The organism is Nocardia iowensis (genome assembly GCF_019222765.1).
GTDB lineage: Bacteria > Actinomycetota > Actinomycetes > Mycobacteriales > Mycobacteriaceae > Nocardia > Nocardia iowensis.
This window is the reverse complement of sequence record NZ_CP078145.1, coordinates 6556847-6573445: the sequence shown is the minus strand read 5'-3', so window position 1 is coordinate 6573445 and position 16599 is coordinate 6556847. Positions and strand designations below refer to the sequence as shown.

Annotated in this window: 16 protein-coding genes; 11 read left to right on the top strand and 5 right to left on the bottom strand. The window is 67.2% G+C overall.

All coding sequences use genetic code 11. From position 1 onward, the window contains the following. Position 1: 1 nt before the first annotated feature. Both kdpB and kdpA read right to left on the bottom strand, forming a co-directional pair. Positions 2 to 2149: a potassium-transporting ATPase subunit KdpB gene (gene kdpB, locus KV110_RS30330; RefSeq protein ID WP_218470604.1), complete on the bottom strand. Its 2148-nt coding sequence runs from the start codon at positions 2147 to 2149 to the stop codon at positions 2 to 4. A gap of 1 nt (position 2150) precedes the next feature. Continuing rightward, complete coding sequence (kdpA, locus tag KV110_RS30325; RefSeq protein ID WP_218470603.1) at positions 2151 to 3821, bottom strand: potassium-transporting ATPase subunit KdpA; 1671 nt, start codon at positions 3819 to 3821, stop codon at positions 2151 to 2153. Positions 3822 to 4287: 466 nt separating this feature from the next. Between kdpA and KV110_RS30320 the strand changes: the two genes are divergently transcribed. The 10 genes from KV110_RS30320 to KV110_RS30275 all read left to right on the top strand — a co-directional run bounded on the left by KV110_RS30320 (position 4288) and on the right by KV110_RS30275 (position 12587). Further along, positions 4288 to 4446: a hypothetical protein gene (locus KV110_RS30320; RefSeq protein WP_218470602.1), complete on the top strand. Its 159-nt coding sequence runs from the start codon at positions 4288 to 4290 to the stop codon at positions 4444 to 4446. Between the two features lie 72 nt (positions 4447 to 4518). Continuing rightward, the gene (locus tag KV110_RS30315) at positions 4519 to 7020 is read left to right on the top strand and encodes a sensor histidine kinase (protein WP_218470601.1); all 2502 of its coding nucleotides are present in this window, start codon (positions 4519 to 4521) and stop codon (positions 7018 to 7020) included. A gap of 56 nt (positions 7021 to 7076) precedes the next feature. Continuing rightward, on the top strand, positions 7077 to 7784 hold the full coding sequence (locus KV110_RS30310) for a response regulator (RefSeq protein ID WP_218470600.1): 708 nt from the start codon (positions 7077 to 7079) through the stop codon (positions 7782 to 7784). Between the two features lie 149 nt (positions 7785 to 7933). After that, positions 7934 to 8380 (top strand): OsmC family protein, encoded by a 447-nt coding sequence (locus KV110_RS30305; RefSeq protein WP_218470599.1) that lies wholly within the window; start codon positions 7934 to 7936, stop codon positions 8378 to 8380. Beyond that, positions 8380 to 8667 (top strand): acylphosphatase, encoded by a 288-nt coding sequence (locus tag KV110_RS30300; RefSeq protein ID WP_218470598.1) that lies wholly within the window; start codon positions 8380 to 8382, stop codon positions 8665 to 8667. Before KV110_RS30305 ends, KV110_RS30300 begins: the two co-directional genes overlap by 1 nt. Positions 8668 to 8698: 31 nt before the next feature. After that, a complete protein-coding gene (locus tag KV110_RS30295; protein ID WP_246634081.1) occupies positions 8699 to 9457 on the top strand; it encodes a hypothetical protein in 759 nt (252 codons plus the stop codon). Beyond that, on the top strand, positions 9457 to 10620 hold the full coding sequence (locus KV110_RS30290) for a glutathionylspermidine synthase family protein (protein ID WP_218470597.1): 1164 nt from the start codon (positions 9457 to 9459) through the stop codon (positions 10618 to 10620). The genes KV110_RS30295 and KV110_RS30290 overlap by 1 nt, the downstream gene beginning before the upstream one ends. A gap of 45 nt (positions 10621 to 10665) precedes the next feature. Further along, positions 10666 to 11121: a DUF350 domain-containing protein gene (locus KV110_RS30285; RefSeq protein WP_218470596.1), complete on the top strand. Its 456-nt coding sequence runs from the start codon at positions 10666 to 10668 to the stop codon at positions 11119 to 11121. Between the two features lie 75 nt (positions 11122 to 11196). Then, entirely contained in the window at positions 11197 to 11976 is a 780-nt protein-coding gene (locus KV110_RS30280) for a maleylpyruvate isomerase family mycothiol-dependent enzyme (protein ID WP_218470595.1), read from the top strand. Positions 11977 to 12020: 44 nt separating this feature from the next. Next, positions 12021 to 12587, top strand: a complete 567-nt coding sequence (locus KV110_RS30275) for a DUF6817 domain-containing protein (protein WP_218470594.1) — start codon at positions 12021 to 12023, stop codon at positions 12585 to 12587. Between the two features lie 2 nt (positions 12588 to 12589). On the opposite strand, the gene KV110_RS30270 is transcribed toward KV110_RS30275, so the two are convergent. After that, positions 12590 to 13207: an MBL fold metallo-hydrolase gene (locus KV110_RS30270; protein WP_218470593.1), complete on the bottom strand. Its 618-nt coding sequence runs from the start codon at positions 13205 to 13207 to the stop codon at positions 12590 to 12592. Continuing rightward, positions 13204 to 14289, bottom strand: coding sequence for an S-(hydroxymethyl)mycothiol dehydrogenase (locus KV110_RS30265; protein ID WP_218470592.1), 1086 nt, complete (start codon positions 14287 to 14289; stop codon positions 13204 to 13206). The genes KV110_RS30270 and KV110_RS30265 overlap by 4 nt, the downstream gene beginning before the upstream one ends. A 184-nt stretch (positions 14290 to 14473) precedes the next feature. Here KV110_RS30265 and KV110_RS30260 point away from each other — a divergent pair, with 184 nt between their 5' ends. Continuing rightward, entirely contained in the window at positions 14474 to 14899 is a 426-nt protein-coding gene (locus KV110_RS30260) for a DUF1707 SHOCT-like domain-containing protein (RefSeq protein ID WP_218470591.1), read from the top strand. Positions 14900 to 14905: 6 nt separating this feature from the next. On the opposite strand, the gene KV110_RS30255 is transcribed toward KV110_RS30260, so the two are convergent. Beyond that, positions 14906 to 16249 (bottom strand): hypothetical protein, encoded by a 1344-nt coding sequence (locus tag KV110_RS30255; protein ID WP_218470590.1) that lies wholly within the window; start codon positions 16247 to 16249, stop codon positions 14906 to 14908. Between the last annotated feature and the right edge of the window lie 350 nt (positions 16250 to 16599).

Below are 16599 nucleotides of genomic sequence, written 5' to 3'. Positions count from 1 at the left end.
ATCAGGACATCCCGGGGAGGAGTTGGACGACTAGGTCGATGAGCTTGATGCCGATGAACGGCGCGATGATGCCGCCGAGGCCGTAGACCGTCAGGTTGCGGCTCAACAACTTCGACGCGTTGGACGGCCGGTAGTTCACGCCGCGCAGGGCGAGCGGGATCAGCGCGACGATGACGATTGCGTTGAAGATCACCGCGGAAAGGATCGCCGACTGCGGGCTGGCCAGCCGCATGATGTTGAGCAGGTCGAGGCCGGGAAACACCGCGACGAACAACGCGGGAATGATCGCGAAGTACTTGGCGATGTCGTTGGCGATCGAAAACGTGGTCAGCGCACCGCGGGTGATCAACAGCTGCTTGCCGATCTCCACGATCTCGATGAGCTTGGTCGGATCGGAATCCAGATCGACCATATTGCCCGCTTCTTTGGCCGCCGAGGTGCCGGTGTTCATGGCGACACCGACGTCGGCCTGGGCAAGCGCCGGAGCGTCATTGGTGCCGTCGCCGGTCATCGCGACCAGCCTGCCGCCGTCCTGCTCCTGCTTGATCAGCGCCAGCTTGTCCTCCGGCGTCGCCTCGGCGAGGAAGTCGTCGACCCCGGCCTCATCGGCAATCGCCTTGGCGGTCAACGGATTGTCGCCGGTGATCATCACGGTGCGGATGCCCATCCGGCGCATCTCGTCGAACCGCTCGCGCATGCCCTGCTTGACGACGTCCTTGAGGTGGATGACGCCGAGCACCCTGGCGGTGCCGTCGTTGACCTCGCCGACCACCAGCGGCGTGCCACCGGAGGCGGAGACGCCGTCGACGATCACGCCGACCGCGTCGGGCACGATGCCGCCCTGCATACGCACCCAATCGGTGACCGCGCTGGCCGCGCCCTTGCGCAGCTGGTGCCCGTCGGCCAGGTCGACGCCCGACATCCGGGTCTGCGCGGTGAATTCCACCCAGGTCGCGCCGGTGAGCTCACCCGGCGTGCGCTCGCGCTTGTTGAACTCCTGCTTGGCGTAGACCACGATGGAGCGGCCTTCCGGCGTCTCGTCGGCAAGGCTGGACAGCTGCGCCGCATCGGCCAACTCGTCGTCCGAAATACCCGGCACCGGAACGAATTCCGAGGCCTGCCGATTGCCGAGGGTGATGGTGCCGGTCTTGTCGAGCAGCAGCGTATTCACATCGCCCGCGGCCTCGACCGCGCGACCGGACATGGCAAGCACATTGCGCTGCACCAGCCGGTCCATGCCCGCGATGCCGATGGCCGACAGCAGCGCGCCGATGGTGGTCGGGATGAGACATACCAGCAGCGAGACCATCACGATGCCGGTGACGCCGTTGCCGTCGAGTGCCGAACTGTCCGGCACCCCTGGGTTGTTCGACTTCGCGAAGATGGCCATCGGCTGCAGCGTGACCACCGCGAAGACGAAGATGATGGTCAACGCGGCGAGCAGGATGTTCAGCGCGATCTCGTTCGGCGTTTTCTGCCTGCTCGCGCCCTCGACCAGGGCGATCATCTTGTCGATGAAGCTCTGGCCGGGCTCCTGAGTGATCTTGACGACGATCCGGTCGGACAGCACGGTGGTGCCGCCGGTGACCGCCGAGCGGTCCCCGCCGGATTCCCGGATCACCGGCGCGGACTCGCCGGTGATCGCCGACTCGTCCACGGAGGCAATGCCTTCCACCACATCACCATCGCCGGGAATGACCTGACCGGCCTCGACCACCACGTGATCGCCCCGTTGCAGATCCGGCGCACCCACCCGTTCCTCGACTACCCGGCCGCCGGGTGTCCACTCGACCAGTCGCCGAGCCACCGTGTCGGTCTTGGCTTTCCGCAGCGTGTCGGCCTGCGCCTTGCCGCGGCCTTCGGCCACCGCTTCGGCGAGATTGGCGAAGATCACGGTGAGCCACAGCCACACCACGATCGCCCAGGCGAAGAACGAGGGCTTGGTGAGGGCGAGCACGGTGGACCAGACGGCACCGAGTTCGACGATCAGCATCACCGGGTTGCGCCACAGATCGCGCGGGTCGAGCTTGCGCACCGCGTCCGGCAGCGACGTCAGCAGCATCTTGGGATCGAGGGCACCTTTTCGGACACCCTTGTGTTCACTCTTTTGCTCCGCAGGCGCGGGTAGTTCAGTTGCGGTACTGGTCATTTCAGTGGATTCCTTCGGCGAGCGGCCCGAGCGCGAGTGCGGGCAGGAAGGTGAGCGCGACCAGGATCACCGTCACGCCGACGACCATGCCGACGAACTGTGGCCGGTGCGTCGGCAGCGTGCCGATCGACTCGGGAGTGGTGCCCTGCTGAGCCAGCGAACCGGCGAGCGCGAGCACGAAGATGATCGGCAGGAACCGGCCGAACACCATGGCCAAACCCAGTGCGGTGTTGTACCACTCGGTATTGCCGGTCAAGCCAGCGAACGCGGAGCCGTTGTTGTTCGCCGCGGAGGTGAAGGCGTACAACACTTCCGAGAGTCCGTGTGGCCCGGTGTTCAGCATTCCGGCGCGCTGACCAGGCATCGCCATCGCGATCGCGGTGCCAACCAGCACGATCAGCGGACTGATCAGGAAATATGAAGCGGCGAGCTTGATTTCGCGCGGCGTGATCTTCTTGCCGAGGTACTCCGGTGTGCGGCCGACCATCAGGCCCGCCACGAAGACGGTGATCACCGCGAGGATGAGCATGCCGTACAGGCCGGAGCCGGTGCCGCCGGGCGCGACCTCGCCGAGCTGCATGTTGAACATCGTCATCATGCCGCCGAGGCTGGTGTAGGAGTCGTGGAACGAGTCGACGGCGCCGGTCGAGGTGAGGGTGGTCGCGGTCGCGAAGGTCGCCGAATCCGAGACGCCGAACCGGGTTTCGACACCCTCCAGCGAGGCGCCGATCGCGGTCGGCACCGTGCCGTGGTGCTGTAGCTGGAAGAGATTCTGCAAGCTCAGGCTGATCAGGGCGATCGTGCCCATCACCGCGACGATCGCGTAGCCCTGCTTGCGGCTGCCGACCATTCGGCCGAACGTGCGGGGCAGCGAGAAGCTGATCACCAGGAGCAGGAAGATCTCGATCCCATTGGTCCAGGTGGCGGGGTTCTCGAACGGGTGCGCGGAGTTGGCGTTGTAGAAGCCACCGCCGTTGGTGCCGAGCTCCTTGATGACCTCCTGGCTGGCCACCGGGCCGCCGGGGATGGTCTGCTCGGTGCCGTTCAGCGTCTGCGCGACCTGATCGTGCAGGTGGAAGTTCTGGATCGCGCCACCGGCGACCAGCACGATCGCGAAGACGAACGCGATCGGCAGCAGGATGCGAATGGTGCCGCGCACCAGGTCCACCCAGAAATTGCCGAGATCGCCGGTGTGCCTGCGTGCGAAACCCCGCACCAGCGCGATCGCCACGGCGATACCCACGGCCGACGACACGAAGTTCTGCACGGCGAGACCGGCCATCTGCACCAGGTGCCCCTGGGTCGACTCACCGGAGTAGTTCTGCCAGTTCGTGTTCGTCACGAAGCTGACCGCGGTGTTCCAGGCCAGTGCGGGGGTCATCTCGGTGGCCGGGTCGTTCAGGTGCAGCGGCAGCTTGCCCTGGATCAGTTGCAAGAAGAAGAGGAACAGGATGCTGACCGCCGAGAAGGCCAGCACACTGCGGGCATACACACCCCAGGTCTGCTCGACCTCGGGCTGCGCGCCGATGGCCCGGTAGATGAGCCGCTCGGCCCGTGAGTGCTTCTTGCTGCTGTATACCCGGTACATGTAGTCGCCGAGCGGAACATGGACCAGGGCGAGCGCGATGATCAGGGCGGCCGCGAAGGCTATCCCTGCCGTTGTCGTGTTCACCTAGAACCTTTCGGGGAAAAGCAGCGCCGCGACCATGAAGACCGCGACGAGGATGGCGAGAACCAGACCGATCAGGTTCGCGATCACAGCTTTTCCACCCCCCGCTGGATCAGACCGAGCAGGGCGAAGATCCCCACGGTCAGAACCGTGAACACCACGACAGACATGTATAACCAACCTCCATCACAGCGCTCGTGTTGTGGAGCGCGCCAGGGCGAGTCAAGTCTTCGATGCAGCCGCTGCCGAGCTTCCTTACGACTCCTTTGCGCGACAAACGCTTGCCTTTGCGCTTCGTTTACACCCCGGCGCGGGATAGCTGAAAGGATGCCGTCAAGGTGGACGGCGATACCGTCAACACACCGTAAAGATCCGCCCGAGTTCCATATGCAGGGGTAGTAGTTGAGGGCCGGCCAGGCGGACCCACGCCAGCGCAACCGGTGTTTCGCTTCGGTTAGAGAGGATCGTCATGTCGGCTGTCACCGTCGCCCTCATCGTGGGGTTCGTGTGCTGCGCGCTGTTCATTCGGGCGCTGGGCGAACACCGCGCCGAGGGGCGTGCGCAGGGCTTGGTCGAAGACGGCGACCGTGCCCGGCGCGGCGCCGATCCCGGTGCGCTCGATGCCTGAGCATCGAGGGCAGCGCGCCGATACGGCCGATGGCTACACCGCTGCCGACCCGCGACACGCAATGATGGACAGGTGAAACGCGGCCAACTGCGCATCTACCTCGGCGCCGCGCCGGGAGTCGGTAAGACCTACGCCATGCTCGGCGAGGCACACCGGCGGCTCGAGCGCGGCCGCGACGTGGTGGCTGCGGTGGTCGAAACACACGGCCGGGAAAAGACCGCCGAATTGCTGAAGGGCATCGAGCGGATACCGCCCAAGATGCTCGAGTACCGCGGCACCACGCTGCCCGAACTCGACCTGGAGGCGGTGCTGCGACGCGCGCCCGCGGTGGCCTTGGTCGATGAGCTCGCGCACACCAATGTGCCCGGCAGCAAACACGAAAAGCGTTGGCAGGACGTCGAAGAGCTGCTCGCCGCGGGGATCGACGTGGTCTCCACGGTCAATGTGCAGCACCTGGAAAGCCTCAACGACGTCGTCGAGCAGATCACCGGCATTCAGCAGCAGGAAACCGTGCCGGACGCGGTGGTGCGCAGCGCGGATCAGGTCGAGCTCGTCGACATCACGCCGGAAGCGTTGCGCCGCAGGCTCTCCCACGGCAACGTCTACGCCGCGGACAAGGTGGACGCGGCGCTGCGCAACTACTTCCGCCCCGGAAACCTCACCGCGCTGCGCGAATTGGCGCTGCTGTGGCTCGCCGACCAGGTCGACGCCGCGCTCGCGAAGTATCGCGCCGACCACAAGATCACCGATCTGTGGGAGGCGCGCGAGCGGGTGGTGGTCGCGGTGACCGGCGGCCCGGAATCGGAGACCGTGGTGCGCCGGGCCAGTCGCATCGCGACCAAGGCGAGTGCGGAACTCGTGCTCGTGCACGTCGTGCGTGGCGACGGATTGGCCGGTGTCTCCACCGAGCGACTGGCCAGGCTCCGTGAACTGGCCGCCAGCCTGGACGCCTCGCTGCACACCATCACCGGTGACAATGTGCCGAGCACGCTGCTGGAATTCGCCCGTGAGGTGAACGCGACCCAGCTGGTGCTCGGCACCTCGCGCCGCTCCCGGTGGGCGCGCATGGTCGACGAGGGCATCGGCTCCACCGTGGTGCAGCAGTCGGGCAAGATCGACGTGCATATGGTCACGCACGAGGAGGCCCATCGTGGGCTGCGGCGGGGCTCGCTCATGCCGCGCCAGCCGATCCGGGCCTGGCTCGCCGCGGTGCTCGTGCCCATGGCGGTATGCGGATTCAGCGCCGCGTTCCTGGACGGCTACCTCCAGCTCGGCGGTCTCAGCGCGGTGTTCTTCATCGGCGTCGTGGCCGTCGCCCTGCTCGGTGGCGTTGTCCCCGCGGCCTTTTCGGCGCTGCTGTCCGGCCTGCTGCTGAACTGGTTCTTCGCCGAGCCGCGCTACAGCCTGACCATCGCGGAGCCGGACAGCTTCGTCACGGTGGTGGTGTTGCTGTTCGTCGCCGTCGCGGTGGCGGCGCTGGTGGATGTGGCCGCGAAGCAGACGCGCCAGGCCCGCCGGGCCTCCCAGGAGGCCGAGTTGCTGACCCTGTTCGCCGGTGCTGTGCTGCACGGCGCGGATCTGCCCAATCTGCTCGAACAGGTCCGGGAAACCTACGGCCTGCGCGCGGTCAGCATGGTCTGCGGCGACCAGGTGATCGCCGCGGTGGGCACCGACGCGCCGCAGCGCGCCGCCGACGCCGAAACCGCCATTCAGGCAGGCGACGCGTCGAGCTGGCTGCTGCTGGCCGGACGGCCGCTCGCCTCGGCCGACCGGCCGGTGCTCAACGCCGTCGCCAACCAGGCGGCCGGACTCGTCCGCCAATCCCGGCTCGCCGAAGAGGCCAGCGCCGCCGCGGCCCTGCTCGAGGCCGACCGGTTGCGCAGGGCGCTGCTGTCCGCGGTGAGCCACGATCTGCGCACCCCGCTGGCCGGAGCCAAGGCCGCGGTGTCCAGCCTGCGCAGCGACGACATCGAGTTCTCCGCCGAGGACACCGCCGAATTGCTGGAAACCATCGAGGAATCGGTGGACCAGTTGACCGCGCTGGTCGGCAACCTGCTCGACTCGTCCCGGCTGGCCGTCGGCGTGGTGAAGCCACAGCTGCGTCGGGTGTACATGGACGAGGTGGTGCATCGGGCCCTGGTGAGCGTCGGCATGGGCGCGCGTGGGCTGCGGCGCGCCGCGATGGATCGGGTGAAGGTGGAGGTCGGCGACGTCTCGGTGCGCGCGGACGCCGGTCTGCTGGAACGGGTGCTAGCGAACCTGATCGATAACGCACTGCGACACGCGCCGCGCGACACGCCGGTGCGGGTCACCGCCGAACGCGAAGGCGATCGCGTATCAATCGCAGTGGTGGATGTCGGTCCCGGTGTGCCGCCGGGGTCCGAGGAACAACTATTCGAGCCGTTCCAGCGGCTCGGCGACCGGGACAACACCACCGGGGTCGGGCTCGGCCTGTCGGTGGTGCGCGGTTTTGTGGAGGCGATGGGCGGCTCGGTGCACGCCGAACCGACACCGGGCGCAGGATTGACGATGATCGTGGACCTGCCTGCCGACGAAACGGAAGCGAGCAGCTGATGATGGGTACATCGACAGTGGGAGCAACGGAGCCCCGGACCACACAGGAAGCCGTGATGACCGACAAGAAGCAGGATGCCCCGGCGATCAAGGTGCTGGTGGTCGACGACGAACCGCAGATCGTGCGCGCACTGCGGATCAACCTTTCGGTCCGCGGCTACGAGGTGATCACCGCGGCGACCGGTGGCGCCGCGCTGCGTGCGGCCGCCGACAAACACCCCGACGTGGTGATCCTCGATCTCGGCCTGCCCGACATCGACGGCATCGAGGTGCTGGCCGGATTGCGCGGCTGGACCTCGGCGCCGGTGATCGTGCTCTCCGCCCGCACCGACTCGACCGACAAGGTCGAGGCGCTGGACGCGGGCGCCGACGACTACGTCACCAAGCCGTTCGGGATGGACGAACTGCTGGCCCGGCTGCGCGCCGCGGTCCGGCGCGGCGCCGCCGACACCGACGCGTCCGATCCGGTGGTGGTGACCTCGTCGTTCACTGTCGACCTCGCCGCCAAGAAGGTGACCAAGAACGACGAGACCGTGCATCTCACGCCGACCGAATGGGGCATGCTCGAGATGCTGGTGCGCAACAAGGGCAAGCTGGTCGGCCGCAAGGAATTGCTGCGCGAGGTGTGGGGCCCGTCGTACGCGACCGAAACCCATTACCTGCGCGTGTATTTGGCGCAGTTGCGGCGCAAGTTGGAAGACGATCCTTCGCACCCGAAGCACCTGCTGACCGAGGCGGGGATGGGCTACCGTTTCCAGGAGTAGGCCCACCTGCGGCCAGGCGCGGTCGATGTCGGACTCGCCCCGGCTGCGCCCGCGAGTGGTCTACCTCGCGCCGCCCGCCGGAATGGCCGACCGCCCTCGCCGCGTTGCCAAGCGTGAGCTGATTCCGACGACAATGGCAGGATCGCATCATGGCTGAACAGATCTCCCCACCCGCTACACCGGAACCGACCGAACTATGGGTCGAGCGCACCGGGACGCGGGCTTACACCGGCCGCAGCTCCCGCGGCGCCGAGGTGTTGATCGCTTCGCAAGGCGTGCCCGGTGCCTTCACCCCCGGCGAGTTGCTGAAGATCGCGCTGGCCGGCTGCTCAGGGTTGAGCGCGGACTTCTCGCTGGCGCGCAAGCTCGGTGATTCCTTCGACGCGACCATCCGCGTCTCGGGTGACGCCGATCGGGAGAACGAGTTGTACCCGCAGCTGGAAGAGACGTTCCAGCTCGACCTCAGCGAGCTGGACGAGCAGGCGCGCGAGCGGTTGCTGGTCACCGTGCAGCGCGCCATCGACAAGGCGTGCACGGTGGGCCGGACGTTGCAGGCGGGGACGAAGGTGACCTTGTCCTTCGATATCGAGGCCTGATGGGTGAATCCGGCGATATCGCCCGGCTGAGCGCGTGGGTGCACGGCCGCGTCCAGGGTGTGGGATTTCGCTGGTGGACGCGGTCGCGTGCGTTGGAACTCGGGTTGACCGGGCATGCGACGAACGCGCGCGACGGGCGGGTGCACGTCATCGCGGAGGGCCCGCGCGACGACTGCGAGCGGTTGCTCGAACTGCTACGTTCCGGGGATACACCTGGTCGGGTGACCTTGGTTGTGGAAAGCTGGGAGCCCGCGCGGGGTGATATGACCGGATTCGAGGAGCGGTAGTGGTGGGTCGGGCTGGAACGAGGACTCGGCGTTGAGCACGCACAATCCCGAGGACGAGCGGCCGGAGAACAAGCCGAACGAGTCGGCGGGGGCGGCGGGCGGCCCCGAGGCACCTGACGCGACCACAGAGTTGCCTGCTCCCGAGCCGGGCGATACGGCCGCATCCAGCACGGACGCTCCGAATCTCGCTGGCCTCGGGGCCGCACCCGCGCAACCCCCGGAATCCACTGCACCGCAACAGCTCCCGCCCCGACAGGGCAGTGTGCAGCGGCAAGAGCCTGGCATCACGCAGCCGCGCCCGCCCACCGTGGCCGAGGCGCGGGCCAGGGACAAGGCGCGCAAGCGTGCCGAGGAAGCGCGACAGGCCGCCGTCGCGGCTGGTGAGGCCAAGAAGCGCACCCGCAAGCGGGTGATGATCGGCGGCGTCGCGATCGTCGGCGTCGCCGCGCTGGTCGGCGGCGGTTACCTCGCCTACCGGGCGATCAGCGCACCCGACAAGGTCACCGCATCGTGTGTGAAGGTCGAGAACGGTCAGGAGGTCGTGGTCGAGGACCGCTACTGCGGCGACGGCCGCCCCGGCTTCGTCGGCGACGGCGGCATCGGGCCCGGTCTGATCATCCTCGGCGGCGGGCCGCAATACCGCTACTACTACGGCGGCACCCCCACCATCGGCAAGCCGCCGACGGGTGGCACCACCGTGAAACCCAAGAGTGCCGAGATAAAGACGAAGAGCGGCACCACCATTCAACGTGGCGGACTCGGCAGCAAGAGCACCGGCGGAGGGTCGTAGTGCGACGCGTGCGCAGTACGCCCCGGCCGGGCTGGCAGCAGATCACCGAGAACCAGGGCCTGGTCTACGGCTCGCCCGGCCGCGATGCCAGCGGTCAGCCGCGGCCGTACTGGGACGAATCGGTGTACTACGAGTTCGAGATGGCCGAGATCCTCGCGCTGGAAGCCGATGTCGAGCTGCTGCATTCGATGTGCCTCAATGCCGTCGAGCACGTCGTGCTCACCGAGCGGTTCAAGGATTTCGGTCTGCCCGAATGGAGTTGGGCGCCGATCACCGAATCCTGGCGGCGCAGTGACCCGCACGTGTACGGGCGGTTCGACCTGCGCTACGACGCGCGCCGACCGGCGAAACTGCTGGAGTACAACGCCGATACGCCGACATCGCTGCTGGAGGCGGCGATTGTGCAGTGGCACTGGTTGACCGCGCTGTACCCGGACGGCGACCAATGGAATTCGTTGCACGAGAAGCTGGTCGAGCGCTGGACCGAGCTGCGCGACATATTGCCGACCGCCCAGCTGCACTTCAGCTGGTCGGGTGCCGACGCCACCGGTGAGGACAATGTCACCACCGCGTATATGCAGGAGACCGCGGCCGAAGCGGGGTTCGACACCATCGCGCTGCCGATCGAAGAGGTCGGATTCGACACCGAGCTCGAACGTTTCGTAGATCTGGCCGAGGCGCCGATCGAGGCGATCTTCAAGCTCTACCCGTGGGAGTGGGCGCTGGACGACGACTTCGGCAAGCGGGTGGTGGCCAGCCTGCCGCAGACCATGTGGATCGAACCGCTGTGGAAGACGCTGCTCAGCAACAAGGCGATCCTCGCGGTGTTGTGGGAGATGTACCCCGGACACCCGAACCTGTTGCCCGCCTACCTGGATCAGCCCAACGAGCTCACCGAATACATCCGCAAGCCGAAGCTCGGCCGGGAAGGCGCCAACATGACCATCGTCGGCGCCGGTCTGGAGACCGCCACCGGCGGCGTTTACGGCGAAGAGGGCTACGTCTACCAATTGCTGGATCCGCTACCGGAATTCGACGACATGCGCCCCGTGCTCGGCGCCTGGATCGTCGGCGACACCGCCGCGGGCCTCGGCATCCGGGAGACCGCCGGACTGATCACCGACGACGGCTCCGCTTTCGTTCCGCACCGCATCGCCACCTAGTAGTCGAATCCACCTCACCCGCAAAACCTTCCGGAAGGATCCATGATGACCGCAGTCGCCCTCGAATCGGGGTACTGGAGCTCGCTCGGCGAGGGCGTTGGAGCGATCATCCTCTACGCCCTCATCGGTCTGGTGCTGATGCTCGTCGGCTTCTACGCCATCGACCTGACCACGCCGGGCAGGCTGCGCGCGCTGGTCGTCGAGGGTAAGCCCAACGCCATTATCGTCACCGCCGCGGGCATGATCAGCATGGCGTTCATCGTCGTTCTCGCCATCCTGGCGGTCGGCAGCGGCGGCAAACTCTCCGAGGGCCTCATCGCCGCCCTCGTCTTCGGCCTGGTCGGCATCATCGCCCAAGTCATCTCGGTCCGCGTCATCGAAAAGGCCCTCGGCATCGACATCGGCGCCGCCCTGCACTCCGACACCTACACCACCGAAGTTCTGGTGGTAGCCGCCGCGCACTTCGCCCTCGGCCTGGTCGTCGCCTTCGCCATTCTCTGAGCGTGCGGCGCCCGTTGCGTGCGCCGTTCGAGTTGTGGCCTGGGAGAGCGGGTTTCGGTTCGGTAATGTCGGGGCGTGGGTTTGTTGGAGTTCGATCGGTTGTGCGCCGAGATCTTGCCCCGGACGCGCCTGCTCACCTCGATGGTGGCGGGCGCCGACCCGATGACGCCGGTGCCGTCCTGTCCCGGCTGGAATCTCGGGCAGTTGCTGCACCACGTGGGTGGGGTGCACCGGTGGACGGAGACGATCGTCGGGACGCGTGCCCGCATGCCGGTGTCGGACGACATCGTCAACGATCTGTCCGGCTATCGCAAGGACATGGACGAGGTCGGGCGCTGGCTCGACGACGGTGCGCTTCGCCTGACGGAAACGCTTCGCGAAGCGGGGCCGGACATCGAGGTGTGGACGCCGGGGCCGGGCGACACAGCGACGTTCTGGGCGCGGCACGCGCTGCACGAGACCGTCATGCATGGCAGTGACGCCGCCGAGGCACTCGACACCGAATTCGACATGTCGCGTGACGTTGCCGTGGACGGTTTCGAGACATGGCTGGGATGCGCTTCGGTGCCGGAGGCATATGAGACCCGGCCCGGTCAGCCCGAACTGCTCGGGCCGGGCCGATCTTTGGCTTTCCAGACCACCGACGGCAGCGGACACTGGCTCGTCGACCTGACCGGGCCCGCGGCGACCTGGCGGCACGGGACGGGACCGGCAGCCGTTGCGGTCCGCGGCTCGATCGCGGACCTGCTGCTGTTCGTCTACCGCCGTCCACCGCGCGGCGCCGTCGACATCACCGGCGATCGTGCGCTGCTGGAACTTTGGCGCGACCGGGCGGGCTTCTGGCTCAACGCCTGACCGCGCCCTGGCCCTCGATGCCCGCGTTGAGCCAGACTGGGCGGATGAACAATATTGGGGAGGATTTGTCGCGGCGGGATCGGGTCGAGCGGTTCCTGGATGAGTGTGGGGCGGCGGCGATAGCGCATCCGGGCGGTACGTTGCTGGCTCATCTCGTCCGGGTCGGCGACGTGTTGGCCGAATGGGATGCCGACGAGGACATTCAGTTCGCTGGGCTGTGTCATGCGATGTACGGCACGGACGGGTTCGGCCGTGCCCTGGTCGAGCTGTCCGATCGGCAGACGGTGGCGACGCTCATCGGCGAGCGTGCCGAAGCACTGGTCTACCTGTATGGCAGCTGCGACCGGGCGACGGTGTATCCGCGGCTCGACACATCGCCGGTGATATTCCGTGATCGGTTCACCGGACTCGAATACGAACCGGTCGATACCGACCTGCGGGCGTTCCTGGAGATCACCGCCGCCAACGAACTCGATGTGCTCGCGCACAATGCCGAGCTCGCCGACAAGCATGGCGCGGCGCTCTACCAGCTGTTTGCCCGGTCCAGCAGTCGCCTGTCGCCCCGAGCTTGGCAGGCCTGCCGAACCCAACTCGCCTCGGCCACTTCGTAGTTCTAGTGACCGCGGGCGATCCAGTCGGCGAGGGAAGGCTTTTCGGCGCCGATGGAGGTGGTGTCGCCGTGACCGGTGTGCACCGTGGTTTCGTCGGGGAGGGTCAGTAGGCGGTCCCGGATCGAGGCGATGATGGTGTCGAAGTCGGAATAGGAGCGGCCGGTGGCGCCGGGGCCACCGGAGAACAGCGTGTCGCCGGTGCACAGGGCGGCTGCCTCCGGGAGGTGCAGGGAGACCGAGCCGGGGGAGTGGCCCGGCGTGTGCAGGATGTCGATGTCTATGTCGGCCACGGTGATTCGGGCGGTGTCGGCCAGGGAGTGGTAGGCGACGTCGGGATGGGTCATCCGCCACAGCGGGTCGTCGCCGGGGTGCAACAAGATGGGGGCGTCGAGCCGCGTGCTCAATTCCGGTGCGACGGTGACATGGTCGTTGTGGCCATGCGTGCACAGGATGGCGACGACGTTGCGGGTGCCGACGGCCTCGGCGATCGCGTCCGCATTGTGCGCGGCGTCGACGACGAGGACGTCGTGGTCGTCGCCGATGAGCCAGACGTTGTTGTCGACGTCCCAGGTGCCGCCGTCGAGGGAGAAGGTGCCGGAGGTGACGACGCGCTCGATCACCAGACCACCACCGAGCGGAGCACGTCGCCGGTATGCATCGCGCTGAACGACGCCTCCACCTGGTCGAGTGAAATGCGTTCGGTGACAAAGCGTTCCAGCGGCAATCGGCCCTGGAGATGCAGATCGATCAGGGTCGGGAAGTCGCGTTCGGGCAGACAGTCGCCGTACCAGGAGGACTTCAGTGCACCGCCGCGGGAGAACAGGTCGATCAGCGGCATGTCGATCGTCATGTCCGGCGTCGGCACGCCGACCAGGACCACGGTGCCCGCCAGGTCACGCGCGTAGAACGCCTGCTTCCAGGTTTCCGGGCGGCCGACCGCCTCGATCACCACATCGGCGCCGAAACCGTCGGTGTATTCCTGGATCTTCTCGACCACGTCCTCGCTGCTCGCGTCGACGGTATGGGTCGCGCCGAAGTCTTTGGCCCAGTTCAACTTTCGCGCGTCGCGATCCACCGCGATGATGGTCTTCGCCCCGGCCAGCCGCGCGCCGGCGATGGCGGCGTCGCCGACCCCGCCGCAGCCGATCACCGCGACGGTGTCGCCGCGCGACACATTGCCGGTATTCATCGCCGCACCGATGCCCGCCATCACGCCGCAGCCGAGCAACCCGGCCACCGCGGGGTCGGCCGCGGGATCGACTTTGGTGCACTGTCCCTCGTGCACCAGCGTCTTGTCGACGAAGGCGCCGATCCCGAGCGCCGGGCTCAGTTCGGTGCCGTCGGTGAGGGTCATCTTCTTGCTCGCGTTGTTGCTCGCGAAGCAGTACCAGGGGCGGCCACGCTTGCAGGCTCGGCATTCGCCGCACACGGCGCGCCAGTTCAGGACCACGAAATCACCGGCCTCGACGTGCGTGACCGCGGCGCCGACGGTTTCCACGATGCCCGCGGCCTCGTGCCCGAGCAGGAACGGGAACTCGTCGTTGATGCCACCCTCGCGGTAGTGCAGGTCGGTGTGGCAGACGCCGCAGGCCTGCACCCGGACGACCACATCGTGGGGGCCCGGATCGGGGATCACCACGTCGACGATCTCGACCGGCGCGCCTTTGCTACGGGCGATGACACCGCGCACGGTTTCCGACACCTATGCCTCCTGGGAGATTTCGTCGACGCGGGCCCTTGGCGCCCGCGAGCTGAGCACCGTCCATACTGCCGCGCTCGCGAGCCCGACACCACCGCCGGGGCAAGGGTTGACATTCCACAGTGGAGTGTTCATGCTGTACCTATATTCCACTGTGGAGGGTGGAACCGTGGAAAAGGAACTTCACATGGACATCACGACCGGTACCCGCGCCTCGAACGCCGAACGCGACAAGGTGGTGCGTCTACTCGCCAGGCATTTGGAGGACGGACGAATCGACCTCGCCGAATACGACCAGCGCACCGCCCAGGTCTACGCGACCACCACCAGGGACGATCTGCAGCTGGTGCTGTCGGATCTGCCCAAGCTGTCGAAAGAGCCTGCCGGAACGTCGGATTCGGGTGCCCGCATTCCGATCTGGCAGAAGATCGAAGGCAGCAGCTGGCTCGGCGTGAGCGCGCTCGTCTTGCTGATCTGGGGGGCGATCTCGCTGAGCGTCGGCGAATTCACCTACCCCTGGCCGATCTGGGTGATCGGACCCTGGGGTGCGGTCCTGGTGTTCCGGATGCTGACCGGGTTCGAATCCGGTCGGTACTCGCGGCACACGAGCTGAGTGCGTTTACGGCCAGGGCGGGGGAGCGCTGTGCGATGCCGCATGTCGGCCGGTGCCCGCGGAATTCGGCGGCGGGGCGGACCGATGACGGCGCGCGGGCGGTGGATCCTCGTACGCAACGGGCTGTTCTGGCCATGGGGCGGGGTATTCGTCACGCTGCCAGGCGGGTTGCTCGCGTCGCACGGGTGGTGTCTGGTCCTGGACCGGCCATGGTTGCTCGCGGCGGTATGGCATGAATTCGTCAGGCCGTGACCGGGGTGGTCCGCTGCGGCGTGAATCATGCTGCGGCTGTTCGGTTTCCCTGCGGTAGGACGGTGCGGGTGCGAAATCGTCCTGGCGGGGCTGGTCCCATGCCGGACGCGTATAACGGGACGGTCTGGGTTCCGGGCGCGCAGGCGGGGAACCGAGTTCCTCGTCGCGGGCGATCCAGCGGGGCTCGGATTCCTCGTAGAGCGGTTGAGGCGGTGTGGGATCGTCATCCCACTTCGAATGCGCCGCCGCCCGATTCACGCGTGCGGGCCAGGCGGGTTCGGCGTCCTCTTGCCGAAACCTGGCGGGAGCGACGGGCTCTCGCCGCGAGCGAGCGGGGATGGAGTGCTCCCGCCTAGCCGGGACAGCCGCCGAATCTTCGTCGAGGGGCGGTGTGGGATTCCGGCCCGCGCGGCGGGAGCGGCTGGGCGGCAACTCGTCTCGGTGTGCCCGCTTAGGAGTCGGCTCGTCGCGCCGGGGTGGTCGACGGGGGAGGCCGGGTCGTAGCAGGGGAAGTTCTCGGGTCTCCTGGGTGGCGCTGACGCCCTTCTCCCGATAGGTGGCCGGGATGTCGTGCGCACGCAGCCAGGCGCCGGGGTCGTGTCTGCCGTGCCGATCCAGTTGCGGGACAACCTCTTCGAGGAGATCGAGCAGGTCACCGTCGGCATCGCCGAGAGCCGTTCGGATCGCGGGGAAGGTGTCGGGATCGAAGATCCACATCCATTCGTACGCCGGGTAGGTGCCGCCTCGGTCTTGGCCGTGGAAGACGAGGTCGCCGGAGCGGGCGATCTTGGCGCGCATCGACCAGCCCTCGGATTCGACCAGGAATTCCCGGATTCCGGCCCGGGCGGGGTGCCCCGCCCGGTCGGCCACGTCCTCTTCTTCGTCGTAATCGTCGTAGTCGGTCAGCTTGATCTCGAACCAGGCCGCACCCAGACCGGCGGCCAACAGTGCGCCCGCGATGGCGACCTCGACCCACTTGTCGGCGAGTAGCGCGCTCTTGCTGTTCTCACACGCATACAGAAACAGCAGGCTGCCGAGCACCATGGCCGCGATGCGGGCAAGCCGGAACGCCGTATTGGTCCCGGCTGGGGCTGGCATCCTGTGGCGCTCCAAACATTCCCGCTGGCGAATCAGACTGGATCGTATGCGGCGACGTCGCCTTGCGGCAGGGCGTGCCGCGAGTCGGTCGGTCTATTGGTGTAAAGGTTCCGCTGAGGTCGAGCAAGAGGCCCACGTTCGTTACCTCCGGGACATGCGCATCCGGGCCGGGCGCGCTATCGTCCTGCATGCGGTGGGCGCGTCGTCGCACCACCGGATCGGGTGGGGTAGAGACTAGGGACGACGCGTCCGGCAAACCTCGGGCACATCGAAATACGCGAGATCGCGGGTCGACTCGATAACCTACGTGTATCGCCGAAGCACCGTTCGGTCACCTGGGCGTCCGGGGT

What these genes read in the sequence shown, in the direction of transcription:
- KV110_RS30300 (WP_218470598.1), top strand. Translation starts at nt 8,380, where the DNA reads ATGGGTGAATCCGGCGATATCGCCCGGCTGAGCGCGTGGGTGCACGGC.
- KV110_RS30255 (WP_218470590.1), bottom strand. Translation starts at nt 16,249, where the DNA reads ATGCCAGCCCCAGCCGGGACCAATACGGCGTTCCGGCTTGCCCGCATC.
- KV110_RS30275 (WP_218470594.1), top strand. Translation starts at nt 12,021, where the DNA reads ATGAACAATATTGGGGAGGATTTGTCGCGGCGGGATCGGGTCGAGCGG.
- KV110_RS30285 (WP_218470596.1), top strand. Translation starts at nt 10,666, where the DNA reads ATGACCGCAGTCGCCCTCGAATCGGGGTACTGGAGCTCGCTCGGCGAG.
- KV110_RS30260 (WP_218470591.1), top strand. Translation starts at nt 14,474, where the DNA reads ATGGACATCACGACCGGTACCCGCGCCTCGAACGCCGAACGCGACAAG.
- KV110_RS30320 (WP_218470602.1), top strand. Translation starts at nt 4,288, where the DNA reads ATGTCGGCTGTCACCGTCGCCCTCATCGTGGGGTTCGTGTGCTGCGCG.
- KV110_RS30310 (WP_218470600.1), top strand. Translation starts at nt 7,077, where the DNA reads ATGACCGACAAGAAGCAGGATGCCCCGGCGATCAAGGTGCTGGTGGTC.
- KV110_RS30305 (WP_218470599.1), top strand. Translation starts at nt 7,934, where the DNA reads ATGGCTGAACAGATCTCCCCACCCGCTACACCGGAACCGACCGAACTA.
- kdpB (WP_218470604.1), bottom strand. Translation starts at nt 2,149, where the DNA reads ATGACCAGTACCGCAACTGAACTACCCGCGCCTGCGGAGCAAAAGAGT.